Origin of the sequence: Nocardia sp. CS682 (assembly GCF_004634405.1) — a bacterium.
GTDB lineage: Bacteria > Actinomycetota > Actinomycetes > Mycobacteriales > Mycobacteriaceae > Nocardia > Nocardia ninae.
The window spans coordinates 8,359,769-8,378,494 of sequence record NZ_CP029710.1 but is presented as its reverse complement, the minus strand read 5'-3'; the positions used below and the strand labels follow the sequence as shown (position 1 = coordinate 8,378,494).

At 68.6% G+C, this 18,726-nt stretch carries 10 protein-coding genes; all 10 read right to left on the bottom strand.

Annotation, left to right across the window (positions count from 1 at the left end; genetic code table 11):
• Positions 1–61: 61 nt before the first annotated feature.
• On the bottom strand, positions 62–1,444 hold the full coding sequence (locus DMB37_RS37870; protein ID WP_135236821.1) for an acetyl/propionyl/methylcrotonyl-CoA carboxylase subunit alpha: 1,383 nt from the start codon (positions 1,442–1,444) through the stop codon (positions 62–64).
• The gene (locus DMB37_RS37865; RefSeq protein WP_135236820.1) at positions 1,441–1,989 is read right to left on the bottom strand and encodes a biotin/lipoyl-containing protein; all 549 of its coding nucleotides are present in this window, start codon (positions 1,987–1,989) and stop codon (positions 1,441–1,443) included. Before DMB37_RS37865 ends, DMB37_RS37870 begins: the two co-directional genes overlap by 4 nt.
• The gene (gene accD / locus DMB37_RS37860) at positions 1,986–3,671 is read right to left on the bottom strand and encodes an acetyl-CoA carboxylase, carboxyltransferase subunit beta (RefSeq protein WP_135236819.1); all 1,686 of its coding nucleotides are present in this window, start codon (positions 3,669–3,671) and stop codon (positions 1,986–1,988) included. Before accD ends, DMB37_RS37865 begins: the two co-directional genes overlap by 4 nt.
• Complete coding sequence (locus DMB37_RS37855; RefSeq protein WP_135236818.1) at positions 3,668–5,230, bottom strand: PfaD family polyunsaturated fatty acid/polyketide biosynthesis protein; 1,563 nt, start codon at positions 5,228–5,230, stop codon at positions 3,668–3,670. Before DMB37_RS37855 ends, accD begins: the two co-directional genes overlap by 4 nt.
• Positions 5,227–7,302: a beta-ketoacyl synthase gene (locus tag DMB37_RS37850; RefSeq protein WP_135236817.1), complete on the bottom strand. Its 2,076-nt coding sequence runs from the start codon at positions 7,300–7,302 to the stop codon at positions 5,227–5,229. Before DMB37_RS37850 ends, DMB37_RS37855 begins: the two co-directional genes overlap by 4 nt.
• A complete protein-coding gene (locus DMB37_RS37845; protein ID WP_135236816.1) occupies positions 7,299–13,703 on the bottom strand; it encodes a type I polyketide synthase in 6,405 nt (2,134 codons plus the stop codon). Before DMB37_RS37845 ends, DMB37_RS37850 begins: the two co-directional genes overlap by 4 nt.
• 29 nt (positions 13,704–13,732) lie before the next feature.
• Positions 13,733–14,338 (bottom strand): SGNH/GDSL hydrolase family protein, encoded by a 606-nt coding sequence (locus DMB37_RS37840; protein WP_135236815.1) that lies wholly within the window; start codon positions 14,336–14,338, stop codon positions 13,733–13,735.
• Positions 14,335–15,585: an NAD(P)/FAD-dependent oxidoreductase gene (locus DMB37_RS37835; protein ID WP_135236814.1), complete on the bottom strand. Its 1,251-nt coding sequence runs from the start codon at positions 15,583–15,585 to the stop codon at positions 14,335–14,337. Before DMB37_RS37835 ends, DMB37_RS37840 begins: the two co-directional genes overlap by 4 nt.
• A 147-nt stretch (positions 15,586–15,732) precedes the next feature.
• Positions 15,733–17,424: a long-chain fatty acid--CoA ligase gene (locus DMB37_RS37830; protein ID WP_240771978.1), complete on the bottom strand. Its 1,692-nt coding sequence runs from the start codon at positions 17,422–17,424 to the stop codon at positions 15,733–15,735.
• A gap of 88 nt (positions 17,425–17,512) precedes the next feature.
• Positions 17,513–18,445, bottom strand: a complete 933-nt coding sequence (locus DMB37_RS37825) for a LysR family transcriptional regulator (protein ID WP_135236813.1) — start codon at positions 18,443–18,445, stop codon at positions 17,513–17,515.
• Positions 18,446–18,726 lie beyond the last annotated feature (281 nt).

Here is an 18,726-nt window from a genome sequence, read left to right as displayed (position 1 = left end):
GGCTCGAACACGACCGCCAGCGCGACAACCTCCGCGAGCCTACGGATCCGTAGGTGGCAATTCAACTGGCCATCCTGATGCCCCCAGAACTGGTGGCAGTGCCGATGAGTGCGGTGTCGTGGGTGGCGGCGCGGAAGCGCGGGTGGTCGAGGATGTCGTGCAGAAACTCGGCGGTCGTGGCGATGCCTTTACCGGTGATCCGGGTTTCGGCCAGGGCACGGCGCATGCGGGCGATGGCGGCGGGGCGGTCCGGCGCCCAGACGATGATCTTGGCGAGCAGGGAATCGTAGTGCGGTGGGATGGCGTAGCCGGGGCCCACATGGGTGTCGATGCGGACGAACGGGCCGCCGGGCAGGACACACTCGGTCAGCGTGCCGGGAGCGGGCGCGAATTCGCGGGTCGGGTCTTCGGCATTGATGCGGCATTCGATGGCCACGCCGCGCGCGGTGGCGGATTCGGTGGACAGGGTCAGTGGTCGCCCCGAGGCAATGTTGAGCTGTTCAGCGACGAGATCGATGCCGGTGACCATCTCGGTGACCGGATGTTCCACCTGGAGTCGGCAATTCACCTCCATGAAGTAGAAACGGCCCTCCGGATCCAGCAGGAACTCGAAGGTGCCCGCGCCGACGTAACCCACGGCTTGCGCGCCGCGCACAGCGGCGGCTCCGATGCGCGCGACCAGTTCGTCGGACAGGCCGGGAGCGGGCGACTCCTCGACGAGCTTCTGGTGGCGGCGTTGCAGGGAGCAGTCTCGCGCTCCCAGGTGGACGACCGTGCCGTGGCTGTCGGCGAGAATCTGCACCTCGATGTGCCGGGCGGAGTCGAGGTAGCGCTCGACGTAGAGCCTGCCGTCGCCGAAGACGGCGGTGGCGTTGGCGCGGGTCTGCTGCCACGCGCCCGCGAAATCGGCTGGATCACGCACGACCCGCATGCCGCGGCCGCCACCACCCGCGACCGCCTTGATGATCACAGGGTACCCGATGCCGTCGGCGAGAGCCTGTGCCTCCTCGGCAGTTTCGAGCGGTTCGCGGCTGCCCGGTAGCAGCGGCAGTCCGGCCGCAGCCATGAGCGTACGTGCGCTCGATTTGTCGCCGAGTTCGGCCATGACTGCGGCGGGCGTCCCGACGAAGACGAACCCCTCCGCGGCACAGACCTCCGCGAAATCCGGGTCCTCGGAAAGGAATCCGTACCCGGGGTGGATGGCGTCCGCGCCGGTCGCCTTGGCGGCCTCGATGATCGCCGGGATGTAGGAGTAGCTGCGTTTGGCGGGACCGGGGCCGATCCGGACCGCTTGATCGGCCAGGCGTACCGCCGCGGAATCGGCGTCCGGGACCGAGTACACCGCGACCGTGTCGATGCCGAGTTCGGCACAGGTCCGGATGACTCGGACGGCGATCTCACCGCGATTGGCAATGAGTACCTTGCGGATCGCCCGGGTACTCATCGCACCACCTCGAGCACAAGCAGGGGTGCGCCGTGTTCGACCGCTTCGCCGTTGTCGACGAGGAATTCGGCCACCCGGCCCTCGCGGGTCGCGGTCACCGGAATCATCAGCTTCATGGCCTCGACGATGCCGATCTGCTGGCCAGCGCGCACCGGGTCGCCCTCGGTGACGAACGGTGCGGCACCCGGCTCCGGGGAGCGGTAGAAGACGCCGACGGTTTCCGAGACAATGGTGAAAGTAGTGGCGTCCGTCATTGTTTCGCTCGGCGCAGAGCCAGGTGCGTCGATCGGCGGCGGTGTCGCGGCCGCCGGCGCGGACGCTGCATCCCAGCTGATCCGCAGCATCAGTGGACCATTGGCGACCGTCACCGACGTGGGTGCCGTCTGCGCGCGCACGGACAGCGCGTGCCTGGACAGCACGGCGAGTGCATGATCGGCGTCGGTCGCGGGCAATGCCGGGCCGACGGGCTCGGTTGCCACGGACATCGGCGCGTCGATCTCCCGTTCGCCACTGCTACTCGAGTCGCGATGCGTCGCGGTGTTCATGACATCTCCTGATGATTCGTGGGCAGGCCGAAGGCCCGGAAGCGCTTGTGGCGCTGGTCGAGTAGTTGCCGGACGGGCAGCGCACCGAGTCCGGCGACGGTATGCCGCAGCGCCTGACGCAGGTGGGCGGCGGCAGCGGCCGGGTCACGGTGTGCGCCGCCGTCGGGTTCCGGCACGACCGCATCGGCCACGCCGAGTTCGAGCAGGGAGGTCGAGTCGACCCGTAGCGCCGCCGCCGCCCGCGGAGCGGCGGACGCGTCTTTCCACAGGATCGACGCACACCCCTCCGGGCTGATCACCGAGTAGACCGCGTTCTCGAGCACCAGCACCCGGTCGGCGACGCCGAGGGCGAGCGCTCCCCCGCTGCCGCCCTCCCCGGTCACCACGGCGACCATCGGAACAGGCAGTCCGGCAAGTAATTTCAACGACTCGGCGATCGCGACCGCCTGGCCCTGCTCCTCCGCTGACACGCCAGGGTAGGCGCCCGCGGTGTCGATCAGGGTGATCACGGGAATACCGAGCTTCGCGGCCAGCCGCAGCACCCGCGCGGACTTCCGATAGCCGCCAGGAGTCGGCATCCCGAAGTTGCGCTTGGACAACTCGGAGGCGGTGTGGCCCTTCTGTGTTCCGATCACGACCATCGGCGCGCCGTCGAGGCGGGCCAGTGCGGTGATCATCGCCGGGCAGTCGGTGGAGAGCCGGTCGCCGTGCAGCTCCACGAACTCATCGAACGCCGCCGCCAGATAGTCCAGCGTCGTCGGGCGTCCCAATTCCCTTGCCGCACGGACGCTTTGCCATGCGTCCCGGATGGGCAGCTTTGCCGGATCCGTCCGCACCGGTGGTGTGGCCGCCACGAACTCGATCCGGCGTGGACTGTCCGCGGCCAGGGCGAGCAGCCGGGCCAGCCGGTCACGCAGCGCGGAGCGGTGGCAGATCATATCGACCACGCCGTGGTCGATCAGGAACTCCGCGGTCTGAAAGCCCGCAGGCAAGGTTTCGCCCATGGTCTGCTGGATCACCCGCGGGCCTGCGAAACCGAGGCGGGCACCGGGTTCGGCGATGATGATGTCGGTGGAGGTGGCATAGGAGGCCGCGACGCCGCCGTAGGTGGGGTCGGTGATCACCGAGATGGTGAGTACACCGGCATCGTCGAGATCGCGCAGGGCCTGACTGGTTTTGGCCATCTGCATCAGGGCCAGGATGCCCTCCTGCATACGCGCACCACCGGACGCGGTGACCAGCACGAGTGGCACGCGGGTGGACAGCGCGGCTTCGGCGGCGGTGGTCACCGCCTCCCCTACTGCCGTGCCGAGACTGCCGCCGAGGAAGCGAAAGTCCATGACCGCCAGCATGACCGGGGCGCCGCCGATGGTCGCGCGCACGCAGCTGATGCCGTCGGCCATACCGGTGCGGCGCTGCGCCTCCGCGTGCCGTTCGACATAGCTGCGGGAGTCGCTGAACCCCAATGGATCTCGCACCGTCGCGACTGGTTCGACGCGCTGGGCCGAGTCCTGATCCACCAGCGAAGCTATCCGCTGGTCGGCTGTGAGCACGCCGTGACCGTCGCAGTCCGGGCAGACACGGCCGGCCCGATCGTAGCGCTTCGCGTAGATCATGGTGCCGCAGGACGGGCACACCGTCCAGGAGGTCCGGGTGTCCGGCCCGGTTTCGAGTGTCGTCATCGTTGCTCCATCGGTCGCGGAACGAATCGGGTGCAGCTGGCGGGTAGTCGTGCGCCCGCCGTGCGCAGCTGGGCAATGCGCGTGAGATAGGCGGCGCCGAGCATCATCTGGTCGGCGATGTCGGCGACGTGCCGATTGCTGAGCGCCGCCAGATAGGTGCCGGCGACCCAGTTGTTGAAACCGCCCATCGCGGGTCCGCTCCACACCTGGTAGTCGGCGACGCGGTCGGCTTCGCCACGAATGCTCCAGCCGGAGGACAGACCCAGATACCACCGGAACACCAGGGCCATCTTGCGTTTCGGATCCTCGGCCGCGCCGACCAACTGCGCCGGGTCACGCTCGGTGAAGTAGCCGACGCAGTCCTGCCACACCGCGTCCAGCGGCCGCCGGAACAGCGTGGCCTCGAGCTCGCGGCGCAGATCCGCCGGGATGTCGTCGAGGCCGGCGTAGGCGCGGTAGGTATCGTACAGCCGCTGTGCGCGGGCGGCGAACATAGTTCCTCGGCGCAGCACCTGCACCTGCACGCCGAGTTCGAACATGTCGGAGGACGGCGCCATCGTGCAGTCGGCGAAATCCGCTTGGGTCAGTAGTTGTTTGGTGGTGTCACACTGGGCGGCCTCGCGGGTGGCCTGGTTGATCGAGCCGGTCACCACGTAGGCGGCGCCCAGGGCGAACGCCGCGGCGGCAGCGGCCGGTGTGCCGATGCCACCCGCGGCGCCGATCCGCACCGCCGCGGCGGCGGGCAGGGTGCTCCGATCGCGCGCGGCGATCAGTTCCGGCAGCAGTACCAGCAGCGGCCTGCGGTCGGTGTGCCCGCCGGAGTCGGCCTCGGCGGTGATGTCATCGGCCATCGGCACCCGCTCGGCCAGCCGCGCCTGCTCGGCCGTCACGTCACCGGCCTCTACCAGCCGACGCAGCAGCTTCGCCGGTGCCGGGCGCAGAAACGGCTCGGCGACCTCGACGCGGGACACCTTGGCAATCAGCCGGTTCCGGACCTCGAGCTGGCCATGCCGATCCGCTCCGAGCCCGGCGACCCGGTAGCGGACGACCTCGGCGGTGAGGCCCATGAAGGCCGAGGCCTCCACACATCGCACCTGATGGCGCAGACAGGAATCGACGATCGCCCGCTCCAGCGCCGGTTCGGACGGACTGTGAATGAGATTGCAGGCGAACGGCTTTCCCTGCAACGTAGTGCTGAGCTCGGCCAGTGCCGCATCCACCGCGGCGGGCGTCACGCCTGCGGCGCCGTAGGAGGCGAGGTAGCCTGCCCGTGCCATCGCCGAAACCAGTGCCGGAGAGGCGATTCCGTTGGCCATCGCCCCGGCCGCGTAGGCGGCACGGACGCCATGGGTGGCGTGGAACTGTTTGTCACCGAGCAGCTCCGGCGGCAGCGGAGCGACCGCCGTGAGCACCTCCGAGCGGGCGACGATGCTCTCGTCCGAGGTCGCACCCACCCGGCCGTCGTGGCGCACGATCCAGCACGGCCGCCGCACGTCGAGCAGCAAGGCGGTGATGTCGTCGGCGGTCTCCGCGAGGACGCCCATCCTCGATGTGGTCATCGGCCGTCCTCTCGCTCGCTGAGTTCGACCGCCAGGTCGATGAGTTCGTAGATACGCAGGCCGGGCTTCCACAGCGAGCCGTCCACAATGACGGTGACGCCGTGTGCGGTGCGCCGCACCTCCTTGATGTGCGCCTCCAGTTCCACCGTGCCGTCGGTGGGCAGGAACTGGCCGCGGTAGCGCCAGCTGAAGGGGATGCCGGCGGGAATGCGGAAGACCGGATCGCTGAGCTCGTCGGCGAATCCGGCGTCGAGCAGCCACTCCTGGACCGCGTGGATGACCGACTCCACGCCGAGCGAACCGGGGATCACCGGGTCGAGATGGAAGTGCCGATCGAAGCACCAGTCCGACGGGTCGATCGCGCGCAGCGAATGCAGGTAGCCCGCTTGGTATTTGCCGCCGCCGTCGACCACGTCGATGTGGGCGATCAGGGCCAAGGTCCGGCGGGCACACAGCTGGGCGTGCGAGTCGGCGCGGCGCGTGGCCACATCGATGATGCGAGTCGGCGCGTCCGGGTGTTCGTCGAGCCAGGTCGGTGCGGACTGTCCGGCGTCCAGGCCGGTCTGGTTCGCCAGTGCTTCGTCGCTGAAGTAGCCGAACATGGTCTCACCGGTGTAGAACGGTTCGCCGTCCACGCTCAGTGTGTAGTCGAACGTCTGTAGCGATGAGCCGGGCAGGATGGTGGTCGACAGCAGCCGGGACGCCTGCTCGATCGTCTTGTCGCGCAGGTCGATCTGCCGCAGTACCGTCGCCGTGCCGCCGAGGTTGCGCAGGCTCAGGGTGACGCCGGGCTGCGTGAGCGTCGGGCCTGCGTAATAGCCCATCAGCAACGCGGCCTGTAGTGAGGTTTCCATGTAGACGAAGTGCGGCATGGACTCGTTGGCGGTGTCGCCGTAGTACCAGGAATCGGCGGGTGAGTCGTACTCGGTGCGGTACGCCGCGCTGTCCAACCGGCCTCGCGCACCGTCGAACTCGCGCACCCGGTCGACGAGCAACAGTCCGCCGGAGGGCAGGCGGGTTGCCCGGACGCCGGTGTACGCAGCGAATTCCGGGCCCATGGCGATGCTTTGATCGCCGCGGGACAGGTGCGTCATGTGGAACTCGTTGAGCAGTACACCCGATGCGGTTTCACCCGGGCCGACGCCGGTGCCCGCGGGCTCGACTGCCGTGACGGTGACCTGCAAGTCCTCCTGCGTACCAGAGATACTCGCCGTTGCGGTGACGTGTGGTCGTGGGATCAGGTCGAGCTCGGTGACGACGAGCTGCACCGTTCCGGTGGACAGCCCGGCGGGCGAACCACCGACCTGCGCGGCCAGGGTGCTTCCGGACAGGCACAGTGGCAAGCCGGTGAACAGGGCGAACACCTCCGCCGCCTGAACCGCCGCCGCGCGTACGTTTCCATCGAATCGCGCGACAACGCGACCTTTTCCCCCGCTGCCCCCGCGCAATTCGATCGTCGTGACCTCGGTGAGCACCAGCGGACCAGCCGTGGCGAGCCTCGCCACCGAGGTGACACCGGGGCGCTGATGGTCGGTGCCGAAGACACCGACGACGTCGCCCTCGGTGAGCCGCAGCAGCGCGGCCGCATCCAGGCCGGCACGTCGGCTGCGGGCCAGCGGCTTGAACGCCGATTCAGATGCGATGACAATTGGTTCGGCGTCCAGCACGGCTGAACCGGCGGATGTGATCGCACCGAGGGCCGCCGGCCGCAAGGTTCGTTGCCACACTGCGCGCTGCAACGCCACCTGGGCCGCCAGTGCCGCGCGGTGGGCGGTAACCACGCCGGTTCGAATCTCACTGAGCGGGTTCGGTACTCGGGCACTGTCGACAGCTTGGGTCGACTCGGCAATGCGCCGGTCAGCTGCCGCAGCGGTCCGGTCAGGCATCGCCGTGGAGGTCGGGTGGCTCTCGGTCGCCGTCGCACCGGCCACCGGTTCGAGTTCCCCGACGGCCGAATCCTCTTGCGGCGGCTCGTTTCGCAGCGAACGAGGGGTGCGCGCACCGTCATCGCCCCCCGCTGGGCCACCGCCCACCGGATCGAAGGCGATGCCGTCGAATTCGAGGACCGTCATGACATCCACCGCCGCACCGAGGTCTGGAACTTCGCGGTCAGGTCCGGTGTCGTCACCACGGTGACGTCCGAGAAACGTTGCAGCACTGTGCCCTCCATCGTTGTCGCAGTGGCGTCTATGTGGGCGTCGACCCGTCCCGTGCGCGGGTCGTGCACAGTGAGCAGGAAGGGCTCGTCCGCGGGCAGCGGACGGTAGTAGTCGGCTCGGCCGACTCCGAGGGGCAGGCAGGCGCCGCCGAGGAGGCGGTGACCGAGAACCGGGGGGCCCTGCAGGATCAGGTCGGCGAGGACCGGGTCGTGCAGGCGGCCCGCGTAGGCACCGTCGGCCACTCGCGCTGCCGGGAGCGAACATTCGAACACGACGGCGTCGGCGGTGGCCCGCAGCAGGCGCAGACCTTGTAGCGCCGGGGCGTGAAACTGGATGGCGTCGCGGTAGATATTGCGGTCATCGGCCGGTCCGCTCGGGATCGGATGGAACGGCGGCTCATCGGTTTCGGTGGCGAGCAACAGGGTGGCGCGGAAGTGCAGGACCTTGTCGCCGCGGATGTTCGCTTCGATCACCGTCCGGCCCGCCTCGGCTTTTCCTGGGGCCAGTTCCAGCTCCAGTTCCGCCACCGGGTGGTCGAACACGATTCCCTTCAGGACCTGGAAGTCCCTGGCGCCGACCACGGTCTGTCCGACCAGGCTGCGCTCGGCGAGGTTGATCATCGCGCCGAGACCAAAAGTGGCCGGCAGCACGATGTGGTCGCCGATGCGGTGGGCCTGGATGATCGGATCGTCGGTGAGCCCGGTGAGGTCCCGGGTCGCGCACACCGGGCCCGGCTCGACGGCGGTGTCACCGGACAAGCCGTTCGCGGGGCCGACCAGGACCACGACGTCCTCGCGGTGGTCCGCCGTGAACTGCTCGGTGAACGCCGCCGCGCCGACCTCGGGGGCGAGCAGTGCGATACCGCGGCTCAGGAAGTGACCGCGGAGCGCGGGCGTCACCATGCCGCCGTCCCAGGCGCCCCAGTCGATCGCGGTGACATGGCAGTCGGGATGATGCCGCCGCCAGCTCACCGCGAACCGGGACAGCGCCTCGTTCGCGGCCGCGTAATCGGCCTGGCCCGCGTTGCCGAACAGGCCGGCCACCGAGGTGAACAGCACCAGGTGCCGCAGTTCGCCGAGGGCGGCGAGTACGGTGGCCAGTCCGGCGATCTTGGGCTCCAGTACTCGCGCGATGGATTCGGCGGTCTTGTCCGTGATCATCGAATCCGCCAGCACCCCGGCCCCGTGCACGACACCGGTAATGGTGTCTCGCCACGGCGCGAGTGCGGCACGAACCGCGTTCTCGTCGGTGGCATCCACCGCGAGATACTCGGCTCGCGAACCCAATTCGGTCAGCGTCGCCCGAATCTCCCTGGCGGCCAGCACCTCGGCGCACGCGCGCTCGATCTCGCGAGGTTTCGCGCCGGTACCGGCCAAGGCACGGACTGCTGCGGGCTTGAGTTCGGCCTCGGAAACGCCTGCCGCCCAGTCGGGTTCGGGGTTCAGCTGCGAGCGACCGAGGAGCACGAACCGCGCCTCGCATCGCTGCGCGAGCGCCGTGACACAGGTCGCCGTTACGCCTCGTGCGCCGCCGGTGACCAACAGGACATCCGCCGCCGACAGCAGGCTCGGCTGCTGCTCGGCGCCGGGCCGCACGATGGTCACGGATGCGGCAGGTGCGTAAGCGCTCGGCATCAGCGTCCACCGCTGACCTGTCGCGTCGATCCCGACTTCGACGGTATCTCGTGCCGCGTCGAACAATTCGGCCGTCACGAGACCGGCGAGCTGTTCCGGCGTGCGGGCCGGGTCGAGGTCCAATGCGCGGCAAAACAGCGACGGCTGCTCGGCCGCAAGCGTTTTCACGATGCCGCCGACTCCGCCGAGCAGGGCGCTCACCGGGTCAGCCGAGCCCGCGAAGCCGAGCTGACCGTCGAGGCGGGTGACCGTCACGAAGCCTGCCCGCTTGTCCGTCTGCCGCAACAGCGGCACGGCCTGACCGGCGGCCAGGATGGTCGCACCGATCCACCGCTGGGCCGAGTCCCAGTCGGCGGAGCCGCCGACGAGAACGAGGCAGACATCTACCGACGTGAGTTCCGGCAGGTCCCCCGAGCCGTCGACTCGGTGGACCACCCAGCCGAGCGCACCGAACGCGGATTCGAGTGCGGCACAGTCCGGCTCCGCCGCGCCGGTGAGATCCAGCAGCGCGACCGTAGCACCTTCCCGGTAGGGCGCGTCAGCGCGGTCCAGCGTGGGCAGGGTGATCAGTTCGACGGCGTGCCGCGGCGTTTCGGCCGCGGCCTCAGCTTTTGGGTGGACATCACCGCCCACCGACGTGGCGAGCTCGTCGACGATCTGATCCATAGTGCGCAGCGTGCCCAGCTGTTCCGGGCCGAGGCTCGGTAAGTCCGGAAACCGTTCCTGGAGTGCGCCGATCACCTGGACCCGCTTGATCGAGTCGACGCCGAGATCGGCCTCCAGATCCATCGACGGATCCACCATCTCGACGGGATAGCCGGTCTTCTCGGCCACCACTTCTTGGAGTGCGCGGCGCAGGATGTCACTGGTAGGCGAACCCGTAGCGATCGATGCCGCAGCAGCTTCAGCCGGTGCCGAGGGGGCAGGGAGGCCGGACTGGTTCGTTCCGTTCTGAGCGGATGCTGCTCCATTCGGACTGGCCGAGACTCCGTTCGGCTCAGGCTCGCCGAGCACGCTCGCGATCTGATCGAGCGTACGCAGCGTGCCTAGCTGCTCCGGGCCGAGGTTCGGCAGGTGCGGGAAACGTTCCTGGAGCGCGCCGATCACCTGGACCCGCTTGATCGAGTCGACGCCGAGGTCTGCTTCCAGATCCATCGACGGGTCGACCATCTCGACCGGGTAGCCGGTCTTTTCCGCTACCACCTCCTGCAACGCCTGCCGTAGCGCCTCGGCCGAGACCTGGCCGTTCGCTTCGGCCGATTCGGTGTGAGAACCGTGACCGTTGCGCTGCGGCTCCGGGACATTCTGTGCCGCAGCAGTTTCCACTGGCCGGCGGTCCGTTGCTACCGGCGCCACAACGCTTGCCACCGGCTGACGTTCGGCCGCTACCGGGGCAGTGGCGAGCGGCTGACGCTCCGGTGCCGACTCGATCGCGGGCTGCCGAGCGGAGGCCACCCGACGAGTAGCCGGGGCCGCCACCCGCGCCGTCGGTGCGAAACCGCTTTCCAGCTCGGCCAATTGCGCGAGCACATCGCTGGCCCGCGAATGGCTTTCGCTGATCGCGACGCCGTGATCCTTGACGGCTTCGATCGCACGTACCGTCGCCTCGTCGAGCGACCCGTTGCCGAGCACACCGGCGAGTCCGCGAGCCATGTCCAACTGTCCGTCGAGGAATTGGCGGTGCGTCTGTAGGTGCTGCACGAGCGCACTGTCCAATGCGTCCGCGCCTGGATCGTAGGACTGCGGGGATTGATACACGGTGGTCTCCGTTGATTCGGTGAAAGTTTGCGCCAAGGCCGGTGTTTCAGGCCGGTGATCGACCACGGTGTCGATAGGTGCGGTAGTGGTGGACGTCGCCACGCTGACCCGGTAGCCATCGTCGAGCGCCGCGGCATAGGCCGTACGCCGGCTCTCGGGCACGTACTCGGGCGCCGACATCGTCACGGTCATCGGGCGACTCGGCGTGTGGCGCACCGCGACCGGTGCCGCATGCCGGTTGATCCCGTGCAGGCCGAAGCCGAGCACGGCCAGCCGCACTGCGGCCCGGACCAGCGCGAGATCGCTGTTGCCGATCGGGCCGGAGTCCGTCGGAATGGCGACCACGTCGTCGCCGAGGGTGCGCCGCACCAGGGAGGTGAGCACCTGTTTCGGGCCGAACTCGACGAACACCGTGCAACCCGCCGCGCGCATCGCCGTCAATGCCGCCGCGAATTCGACCGGCTTGCTGAGCTGTTCGGTGAGCAGGGCACGGTTGGCCGCGACGTCGTCGCCGTAGTGGGCGTCCGGGGTGTTCGCGTAGACGGGTGCGTTCGGCACACCGATGGATACCGTGGCGGTGGCTTTCGCGAACGCCGCCACCGCGTGCGCGACATAGGGGGTATGGAACGCGCCGGAGACCGGCAGCGCCCTGGTCGCCACGCCACGCTCGGCGCTGCGCGCGACCACTGCGGCGACACCCTCGGTGCCGCCGCCGATGACGACCTGGTCGGGCGCGTTGTCGTTGCAGATCCACACGTCCTCGACACCGGCGATCAGCTCTTCGGCGACGGCCCTGGAGGCGCCGAGGGAAACCATCGTGCCCGCTTCGACACCTTCTTCTGGCGTCATCGCCACGCCGCGCGCCCTGGCCAGCTCGAAGAACTCCTCGGTGCCGAGTGCGCCTGCGGCCCACAGCGCGGTCAGTTCCCCGAAGCTGTGCCCGAGATAGCCGTCGGCACGGAACCCGTACCCGGTCAGTGTCTGGAACTGCCCGGCCGACAGCGCACCGATCGCGGGCTGTGCGAATTCGGTGCGGCGCAAAGCGGTTTCCTGCTCCCGCGCGGTGTCCTCGTCGAACGCGGGCGGCGGGAAGACGACCGATGACACCCGGGTCGGTGCACCGGCGAACGCGGTGTTGGCCGCATCGAATGCCGCGCCGACCACCGGAATGTTCAGTGCCGCATCCAGTCCCATGTCGACGTACTGGCTGCCCTGCCCGGCGAACAGCGCGCCGACCTTGCGGTCCGCCAGCGCGGCGGCTCGGAAGTACACGCCCTCCGGGTGATCCCACGCCGCCGCGTCCGGCCTGCGCACCAGCTCGTCGACGGCGAGTGCGCGCAGATGCTCGGCGTTGTCGTCGTCCACCGACACGAAGCCGATGCGCGCGTGGCCTTCCGGAATGTCACCACCGTCGACCGGGCCGACACTGCGCACCGCGTCCATCAGGGCGGCGACATCGGGGGCGTGCCAGAGGTGTGCCTGCGCGGTCCGGTGCAGCACCGCCTCGGTGCGGGCCGCGTCGGCTTCCTCCAGCACCACGTGAAAGTTGGTGCCGCCGAAGCCGAATGCCGAGGCGGCGGCCCGGCGCACCGGGCGCTGCGGGTCGCGGATCCACGGACGGGTGCGGGTATTGACGTAGTAGGGGGCGTCCGGGGCGGCGATCTCCGGATTGGGCGCCGACACATTGATGGTGCCGGGCAACACCTTCTGGTGCAGTGCGAACGCCAGCTTCATCAGGCTCGCCGTGCCCGCGGCACCCTTGGTGTGCCCGATCTGCGACTTCACGCTGCCGAGCGCGGCGAACCTCGGCTCCGAAGTGGCGTCGGACAGCAGGCCTTTCAGCGCGGTGAGCTCGGTCTTGTCGCCGACCGGTGTGCCGGTGGCGTGCGCCTCGATGAGCGCCACATCGGCGGGCGAGCACTCAGCGTCGGCGTAGGCCCGGTCGAGCGCCACCCGCTGACCGCCGGCGCGCGGCGCGTAGATGCTCTTGGCCCGGCCGTCGCTCGACGAGCCGAGACCGCGGATCACCGCGTAGATCCGATTGCCGTCGCGTCGGGCGTCTTCCAGCCTGCGCAACGCCAGCATGGTGATGCCCTCGCCGAGCAGGGTGCCGTTGGCGTCCGCCGCGAACGGGCTGATCTGCCCGCTCGACGACAGCGCACCGACCTTGCTGAAGCACAGGTAGATGAAGATGGTGTTCTCGGTGTCCACGCCGCCGGTGATCATCATGTCGGCCCGGCCGTCCTGCAGCTCGGCGATGGCCGTCCGCAGCGCCGCCAGCGACGCCGCACAAGCCGCGTCGACCGTGCAGTTGATGCCGCCCAGGCCCAACCGGTTCGCGACCCGGCCCGCCGTGATGTTGGCCAGCAGACCGGGGAAGGAATTCGCCTCCCACGGCGCGAACGCGGCGACGAACTTGTCCGCGATCGCGTCCGCGTCGGTATCGGACAGTCCGACCGAGCGCGCCGCCTCCTTCAACACCGGCGTGGACAGCCGTGCGGCCAGCGGATGCATGAGCGGCACGGGGCCGGTGGTGCCGAGCACCACGCCGGTCCGGCCTGGGTCATACCAGGGGGAATCCACGGCACCGGCATCGATGAGCAGATCACGCGCCACGCCGAGGCTCAGCGTCTGCATGGTGCTGGTCACCTCGAGCTGATTCGGCGGCAGGCCGAACTCCAGCGGGTCGAACTCGATATCGGGCAGGAAGGCGCCGCGGCGCGAGTACGTCTTGTCCGGGGCGTCTTGATCGGCGTCGAAGTAGTCGTCGAGGCTCCATCGGGACGTGGGCACCTCGGTGGTGCAGTCCACGCCGTCGACGATGTTCTGCCAGTACTCACGATGGTTGTGCGCATTGGGCAGCAGCCCGGACATCCCGACGATGGCGATCGGGTTGCGCGCCAGGCGTCTGTCGTCTGTCACGAAAGTTCCTCTCGAACCGGATGGAAAGATCAGGCGGCGACGGTGGTCGCTGTGCGCGACGCGATGAGCTCGGCCGCGCCCGCGGCGAACAGGTGGTGACCGAGCGAGCTCGGGTGCAGGCCGTCGGCGGTCCACACCTCGGGCAACGCCCAGTCCGGCTGGGTCGCGATATCCAGCAGCAGGGTGCCGGTGTCGGCGGTGACATCGACGAGCACGGTATTGGCGAAGTCGAACCGGGCGCGCAGCAGCGCACGGAAGTTGTCCGGCACCGGCAGCCGGGCCGGGATGTCCGGGTAACTGGCGGTGAAAACCGTTGCGCCGCTTGAGCGCAGCGTTGCGAAGATGGTGGCGAGGTTGCGTTCGAAGCGGTCGGCGTCGAAGTCGCTGACCAGATCGTTGACCCCGACGACCACCCCGTAGAGCGCGGCCCTGGCCGAAACTGCCCGGCGCAGTTGCTGTTCCACCACGACGGTCGTCGTCGCGCCGTGCACGCCAAAGTTGCGCACCGCGGCGGGGCGCAGGCCGAGCTGGCCACCCAGCCTCGGTACCCAGCCGCGGTAGCCGCCCCCGGCCGCGGCGTCGCCGCGGCCCTCGACAAAACTGTCCCCCAATGCCGTCAGGCCGGGGATGCTCATGCGATAACCCCATCCTTGGTGACATGCCTTGCGGCCATGGGGAAGTCGACCTTCTCGTACAGGTCGGCCAGCTCCTGCTCGCCGAAGTACTTTTCCGGCGAGTAAATTCCGGCGATGAGTCCGAAGAAGCCCTTCGTGTACTCCGCGTCATAGCTGGTGGCGCGGAACACCGAGTCGTAGTAAGGGGTCAGCGTCAGCTCCGAAATGCTCAGCGTCAGTTCGTAAGTGCTGGCGCTCTGGATGTCGCGCTCACGCTCGTACTCGGCGAGTACCTCGGCCATCGGACGGGCGCCGGACAGGCCCTCGTGGACCAGGTCGGCCAGCAACTGCGCGGACTTGAACGCGTCGGTGATGCCCCAGCCGGTGAACGGATCCTTGTGGTAGCCCGCGTCACCGACGAGCGCCCAGCCGGGACCGAACGAGCGGCGACGGTAGTTGTCCGGGTACAGCATCGGCCGGAACTGCTCGACCCGCTTGCCCGTATCCTTCAGGCGCGCACCGAGTTCCGGGTCGATCTGGGAGACGATCTCCTGCACGCCCGCGTCGGGATCGGTGCGGAACTCGCGGAACCGGTCCCGCTTGCGCATCACCGCGACGAGCGAGAGTCCGTCATTGGTCGGCCAGGCCGCGAACTGCTGCTCACCGAAGCCGGTGCGGTGCTGCATGCCCCAGTCGACGCCGTCGTAGTAGGAGTAGTAGATGAAGCACGCCGCCGGGGACCCCTCGTACACCTCGGCGCCGACTGCCTTCGCGACCGTCGAGTTCGAACCGTCGGCCCCGATCACCAGCTTGGCGCGGAACTCCTGCTCGGCGCCGTCGCCGACCTGGCCGCGCAGGCCAACCACCTGGTCGCCGTCGAAAACCAGGTCGTTGACGGTGAATCCGTTGATCACCTCGGCGCCCGCGTTACCGGCCGCGTCCACCAGGATCTTGTCCAGCACGGTGCGGCGCGGGCAGTACACGGCGTCGATGCCGTCGGCCGACACATCGGCGAAGCCCTTGATGACGATGTCGGTGTAGGAGAAGTTCAGGTGACGGATCGGCGGGGTGCCCGACGCCACCACCTCGTCGAGCAAGCCCCACGACTGCAGCAGCCCGAGACCGGCCTGGTGGATGTAGTGGGTCGAGGGGGTGTCGCTGGGGAAGGTCGCCCGGTCCACGGCGAGGACCCGGTAGCCCTGCCTGGCGAGCAGCATGGCCAGCGGAGCACCCGCGACCCGAGTTCCGACAACAATGACGTCGTACATGGTGGCATCACTTTCCGGTAGTCGAATACTGAAATCGAGTCTGTGGCCGACCCAGGGGGAAAACCACCGGAGGCAGCCGTATTTCATCGGGCGATCGGCGTGGGCTATCTACGCAGTCCGATGACGGCCGCACCCGATCGGGTAGCGCTATAACGCGGGTTGGCGCGCCCGGTAGAGGTAATCGATATCGGCCGCATACGCCGCCGCGATGGCGGCCCGGCGCAGTTTTCGTGAGGAAGTCAACAATCCGTCCTCGACGGTGAAATCACCGTCTACGATACGGAATGCTCGAATGGACTCGGGCCGGGAGACAAGGGAATTCGCGTCGTCGATCGCGGACTGGATGGCGGCGGTGAGATCGCGGTCGGCGGTATTGTCGCGCCAGCGCAACACCTGAATCGGATCCAGCGTCACCAGCGCGGTGACGAAGTCGCGGCCGTCGCCGATGACCATGCAGTTGCTCACCAGCGGATGCAGCCGCACCCGGTCCTCCAGCGGTGCGGGCGCGACGTTCTTGCCGCCGGAGGTCACCAGGATCTCCTTCTTGCGGCCGGTGATGCGCAGGTGACCTTCGGCGTCGAGTTCACCGATGTCGCCGGTGTGCAGCCAGCCTTGCGCGTCGACGACGGACTGGCCGGCCGCCGCGCCCCAATAACCCGGCGAGACGTGCGGGCCGGCCACCAGCACCTCACCGTCGGTATCGGCGATCGCCACGGACGTGCCGGGGATCGGCCTGCCCACCGTGCCGAGGCGGTTGGTCTCCGGTGCGCTGACGGTCACGGCGGTCGCCGCCTCGGTGAGGCCGTAGCAGTTCAGCAGCAGCACACCGAAGCCCGCGTAGAAGCCGGTGGTCGAATCGTCGAGCGACGCGCCACCGGAGATGACGTGGCGCAGCCTGCCGCCGAGTGCGGCCGCGACCGGATGGTCGGACGGCTCGGGGGTGCCCTGCCCGCGCAGGACATCCAGGCCGCGCGCCACGGCCTCCTGCTCCTCGGTGCCGGACAGCATGGTGCGGCAGTATTTGCGAATCTTCTCCAGCCCGAACGGAATCAGCGCCAGGAAGGTCGGGCGCAGCGTCGGCAGCACCGGGACCAGGTCGGGAATGCCGGGCAACAGGTGGGTGCGGCTGCCGCCCGCCAGGCAGGCGAACAGGATGGTCTGGCCGAACACGTGCGACAGCGGGAGGGCCAGCACGGTCGTCCCGTCGAACATGGCGCCGGTCTGGCGCACCGTGTTGACCGAGGAGACGAACATGTTGCGGTGGGTGATCAGGCAACCCTTGGACACCCCGGTGGTGCCGCTGGTGTAGACGATCATGGCCAGGTCGTCGGCGCGCACCACGGCGATGCGGTCGGCGAGACCGGGGTCTACCGCACCAGCGGCCCAGGTGGCGAGTTGTGCGAACGTCCACACCTCCCCCGCGCCGGCCGCTTTCAGTCGCACGGCGTCCGTCTCGTCCTCGGCGGCGAAGAACGCGCTGCCGCTGTCGGTGAGGATGTGCTCGATCTGGGCCGCTGAGGAGGTCGGGTAGACCGGAACCACGACGGCGCCGAGTGCGAGCAGCGCGCCATCGAGCAGCGCCCACTCCAGGCTGGTGCGGCCGAGGATCGCGACCCGATCCCCCGCCGCCACGCCGCGCGCCGCCAGCGCCGAGGCCAACGCGCGGGATTGCCGGTCGACATCGGCACAGGTGAGTTGCGTTCCGTCGGCGCCGCACAGCGAAAGTCGTTGCGGGTGTTCGGCGGCCGCACCGGAAATCACCGAGTACAAACTCGCGTCGTCCGGAAGGTCGATTCCATTCTCGGTGCTGGACACCGCGGTGACAGACAGTGTGTTCACAATGTTGAATTGTGGTCGCCCGCACCGAATTACCGTCCGGACGATATCGTGGTTCCTACCGCGCGAATGTCATGGTCTATCGACGAGACTAGGCCGACAACGCGCGGGCAATATCGATGCGTGCCGGTTCCGGGGATTCCACACACTCCAGGAAAAGCGAGACCGCCGGATTCGTCTCGTCCGCACGCCACACCGCGAACAAATCCAAGGTGGGTACCGGATCGAGCAGTTTGACCGCCACCGAGCTGCTGCCCGGCGCACCCATACCCATCGAAATCGCCCGGGGCAGCGAAGCGAAGCCGACCAGCGGGCGCACCGAAACCATGTGCGCGGTCGCGCCGGGATCGTCCGCGGTCTGCGCGACCGAGAGGGTGATCCTGGTGTCCGCGGCCGCGCGGAAGATCGAGTCGTACATGGCCGGACACTGTTCGCGAGCGAACAGCACACACTCCTGGCCTTCCAGTTCGGCGAACGGCACGCCGGGCCGGTCGGCCCACCTATGCCGTCGGCCGACGACGGCCACCAGCGGGACCCGGTGCAGCAGCCGGCGATACCGGAAATCCGTGGTGCTCGGGTGGCCGTACACCAGTGCCAGGTCGAGTGAGCCGTCGGCGAGCGCGGCGAGCTGCGGCCCGGTGCGCTTCTCCCACAGCGACACCCCGATGTCGGGGTGTTGCTCGGTCATCTTGATCAACGCTTCCGGCAGCACGTGTCTGCTGGCAGGCAGGTTGTAACCGATGTTCAGGGTGCCCGCTCGCCCCTCCGCGGTCGCCTTGGCGACCTGGGCTGCCCGGTCCATCTGGGCCACGATGATCCGGGCTTGACTCTCGAATTCCCGTCCCGCCGGGGTCAGCTTGACCTCGTGCGAGTTGCGTGCGACCAGTTGCACGCCCAACGACTTCTCCAGCTTCTGCAGCTGGGCACTGAGACTGGGCTGAGTGAGGTGCAAGCGCTGCGCTGCGCGGCCGAAATGTAGCTCTTCGGCAATCGTGATGAATGAAACCAGATGTCGGAACTCCATGCCGCCGGCTCCTTTTCCGCGTACCCCGAAAGGTAAGCGGCGTCGGGTAACCCCGGATGAACCGCGATCGCACAGATGTTGCCGGGACCGTTGCGGGCAGGTGAACCGACCCCGGTCGCGAGGCAGGGTGTGCTATCGCGAATCCCGTGACCATCCAGCATCCCCGATCGGACACCTGAGAGCAAGCCCCCGATGCTCCAGGTGGTGCCGGAAAACGTTGCGGGCCAGGCATAACACCGCGCACGGACGGGTGTCGGGACGCGCGTTTCTTGCGTGATTGC

Coding starts and splice junctions, on each gene's coding strand:
- DMB37_RS37870 (WP_135236821.1), bottom strand. CDS start 1,444: ATGAGTACCCGGGCGATCCGCAAGGTACTCATTGCCAATCGCGGTGAG.
- DMB37_RS37865 (WP_135236820.1), bottom strand. CDS start 1,989: ATGAACACCGCGACGCATCGCGACTCGAGTAGCAGTGGCGAACGGGAG.
- accD (WP_135236819.1), bottom strand. CDS start 3,671: ATGACGACACTCGAAACCGGGCCGGACACCCGGACCTCCTGGACGGTG.
- DMB37_RS37855 (WP_135236818.1), bottom strand. CDS start 5,230: ATGACCACATCGAGGATGGGCGTCCTCGCGGAGACCGCCGACGACATC.
- DMB37_RS37850 (WP_135236817.1), bottom strand. CDS start 7,302: ATGACGGTCCTCGAATTCGACGGCATCGCCTTCGATCCGGTGGGCGGT.
- DMB37_RS37840 (WP_135236815.1), bottom strand. CDS start 14,338: ATGAGCATCCCCGGCCTGACGGCATTGGGGGACAGTTTTGTCGAGGGC.
- DMB37_RS37835 (WP_135236814.1), bottom strand. CDS start 15,585: ATGTACGACGTCATTGTTGTCGGAACTCGGGTCGCGGGTGCTCCGCTG.
- DMB37_RS37825 (WP_135236813.1), bottom strand. CDS start 18,445: ATGGAGTTCCGACATCTGGTTTCATTCATCACGATTGCCGAAGAGCTA.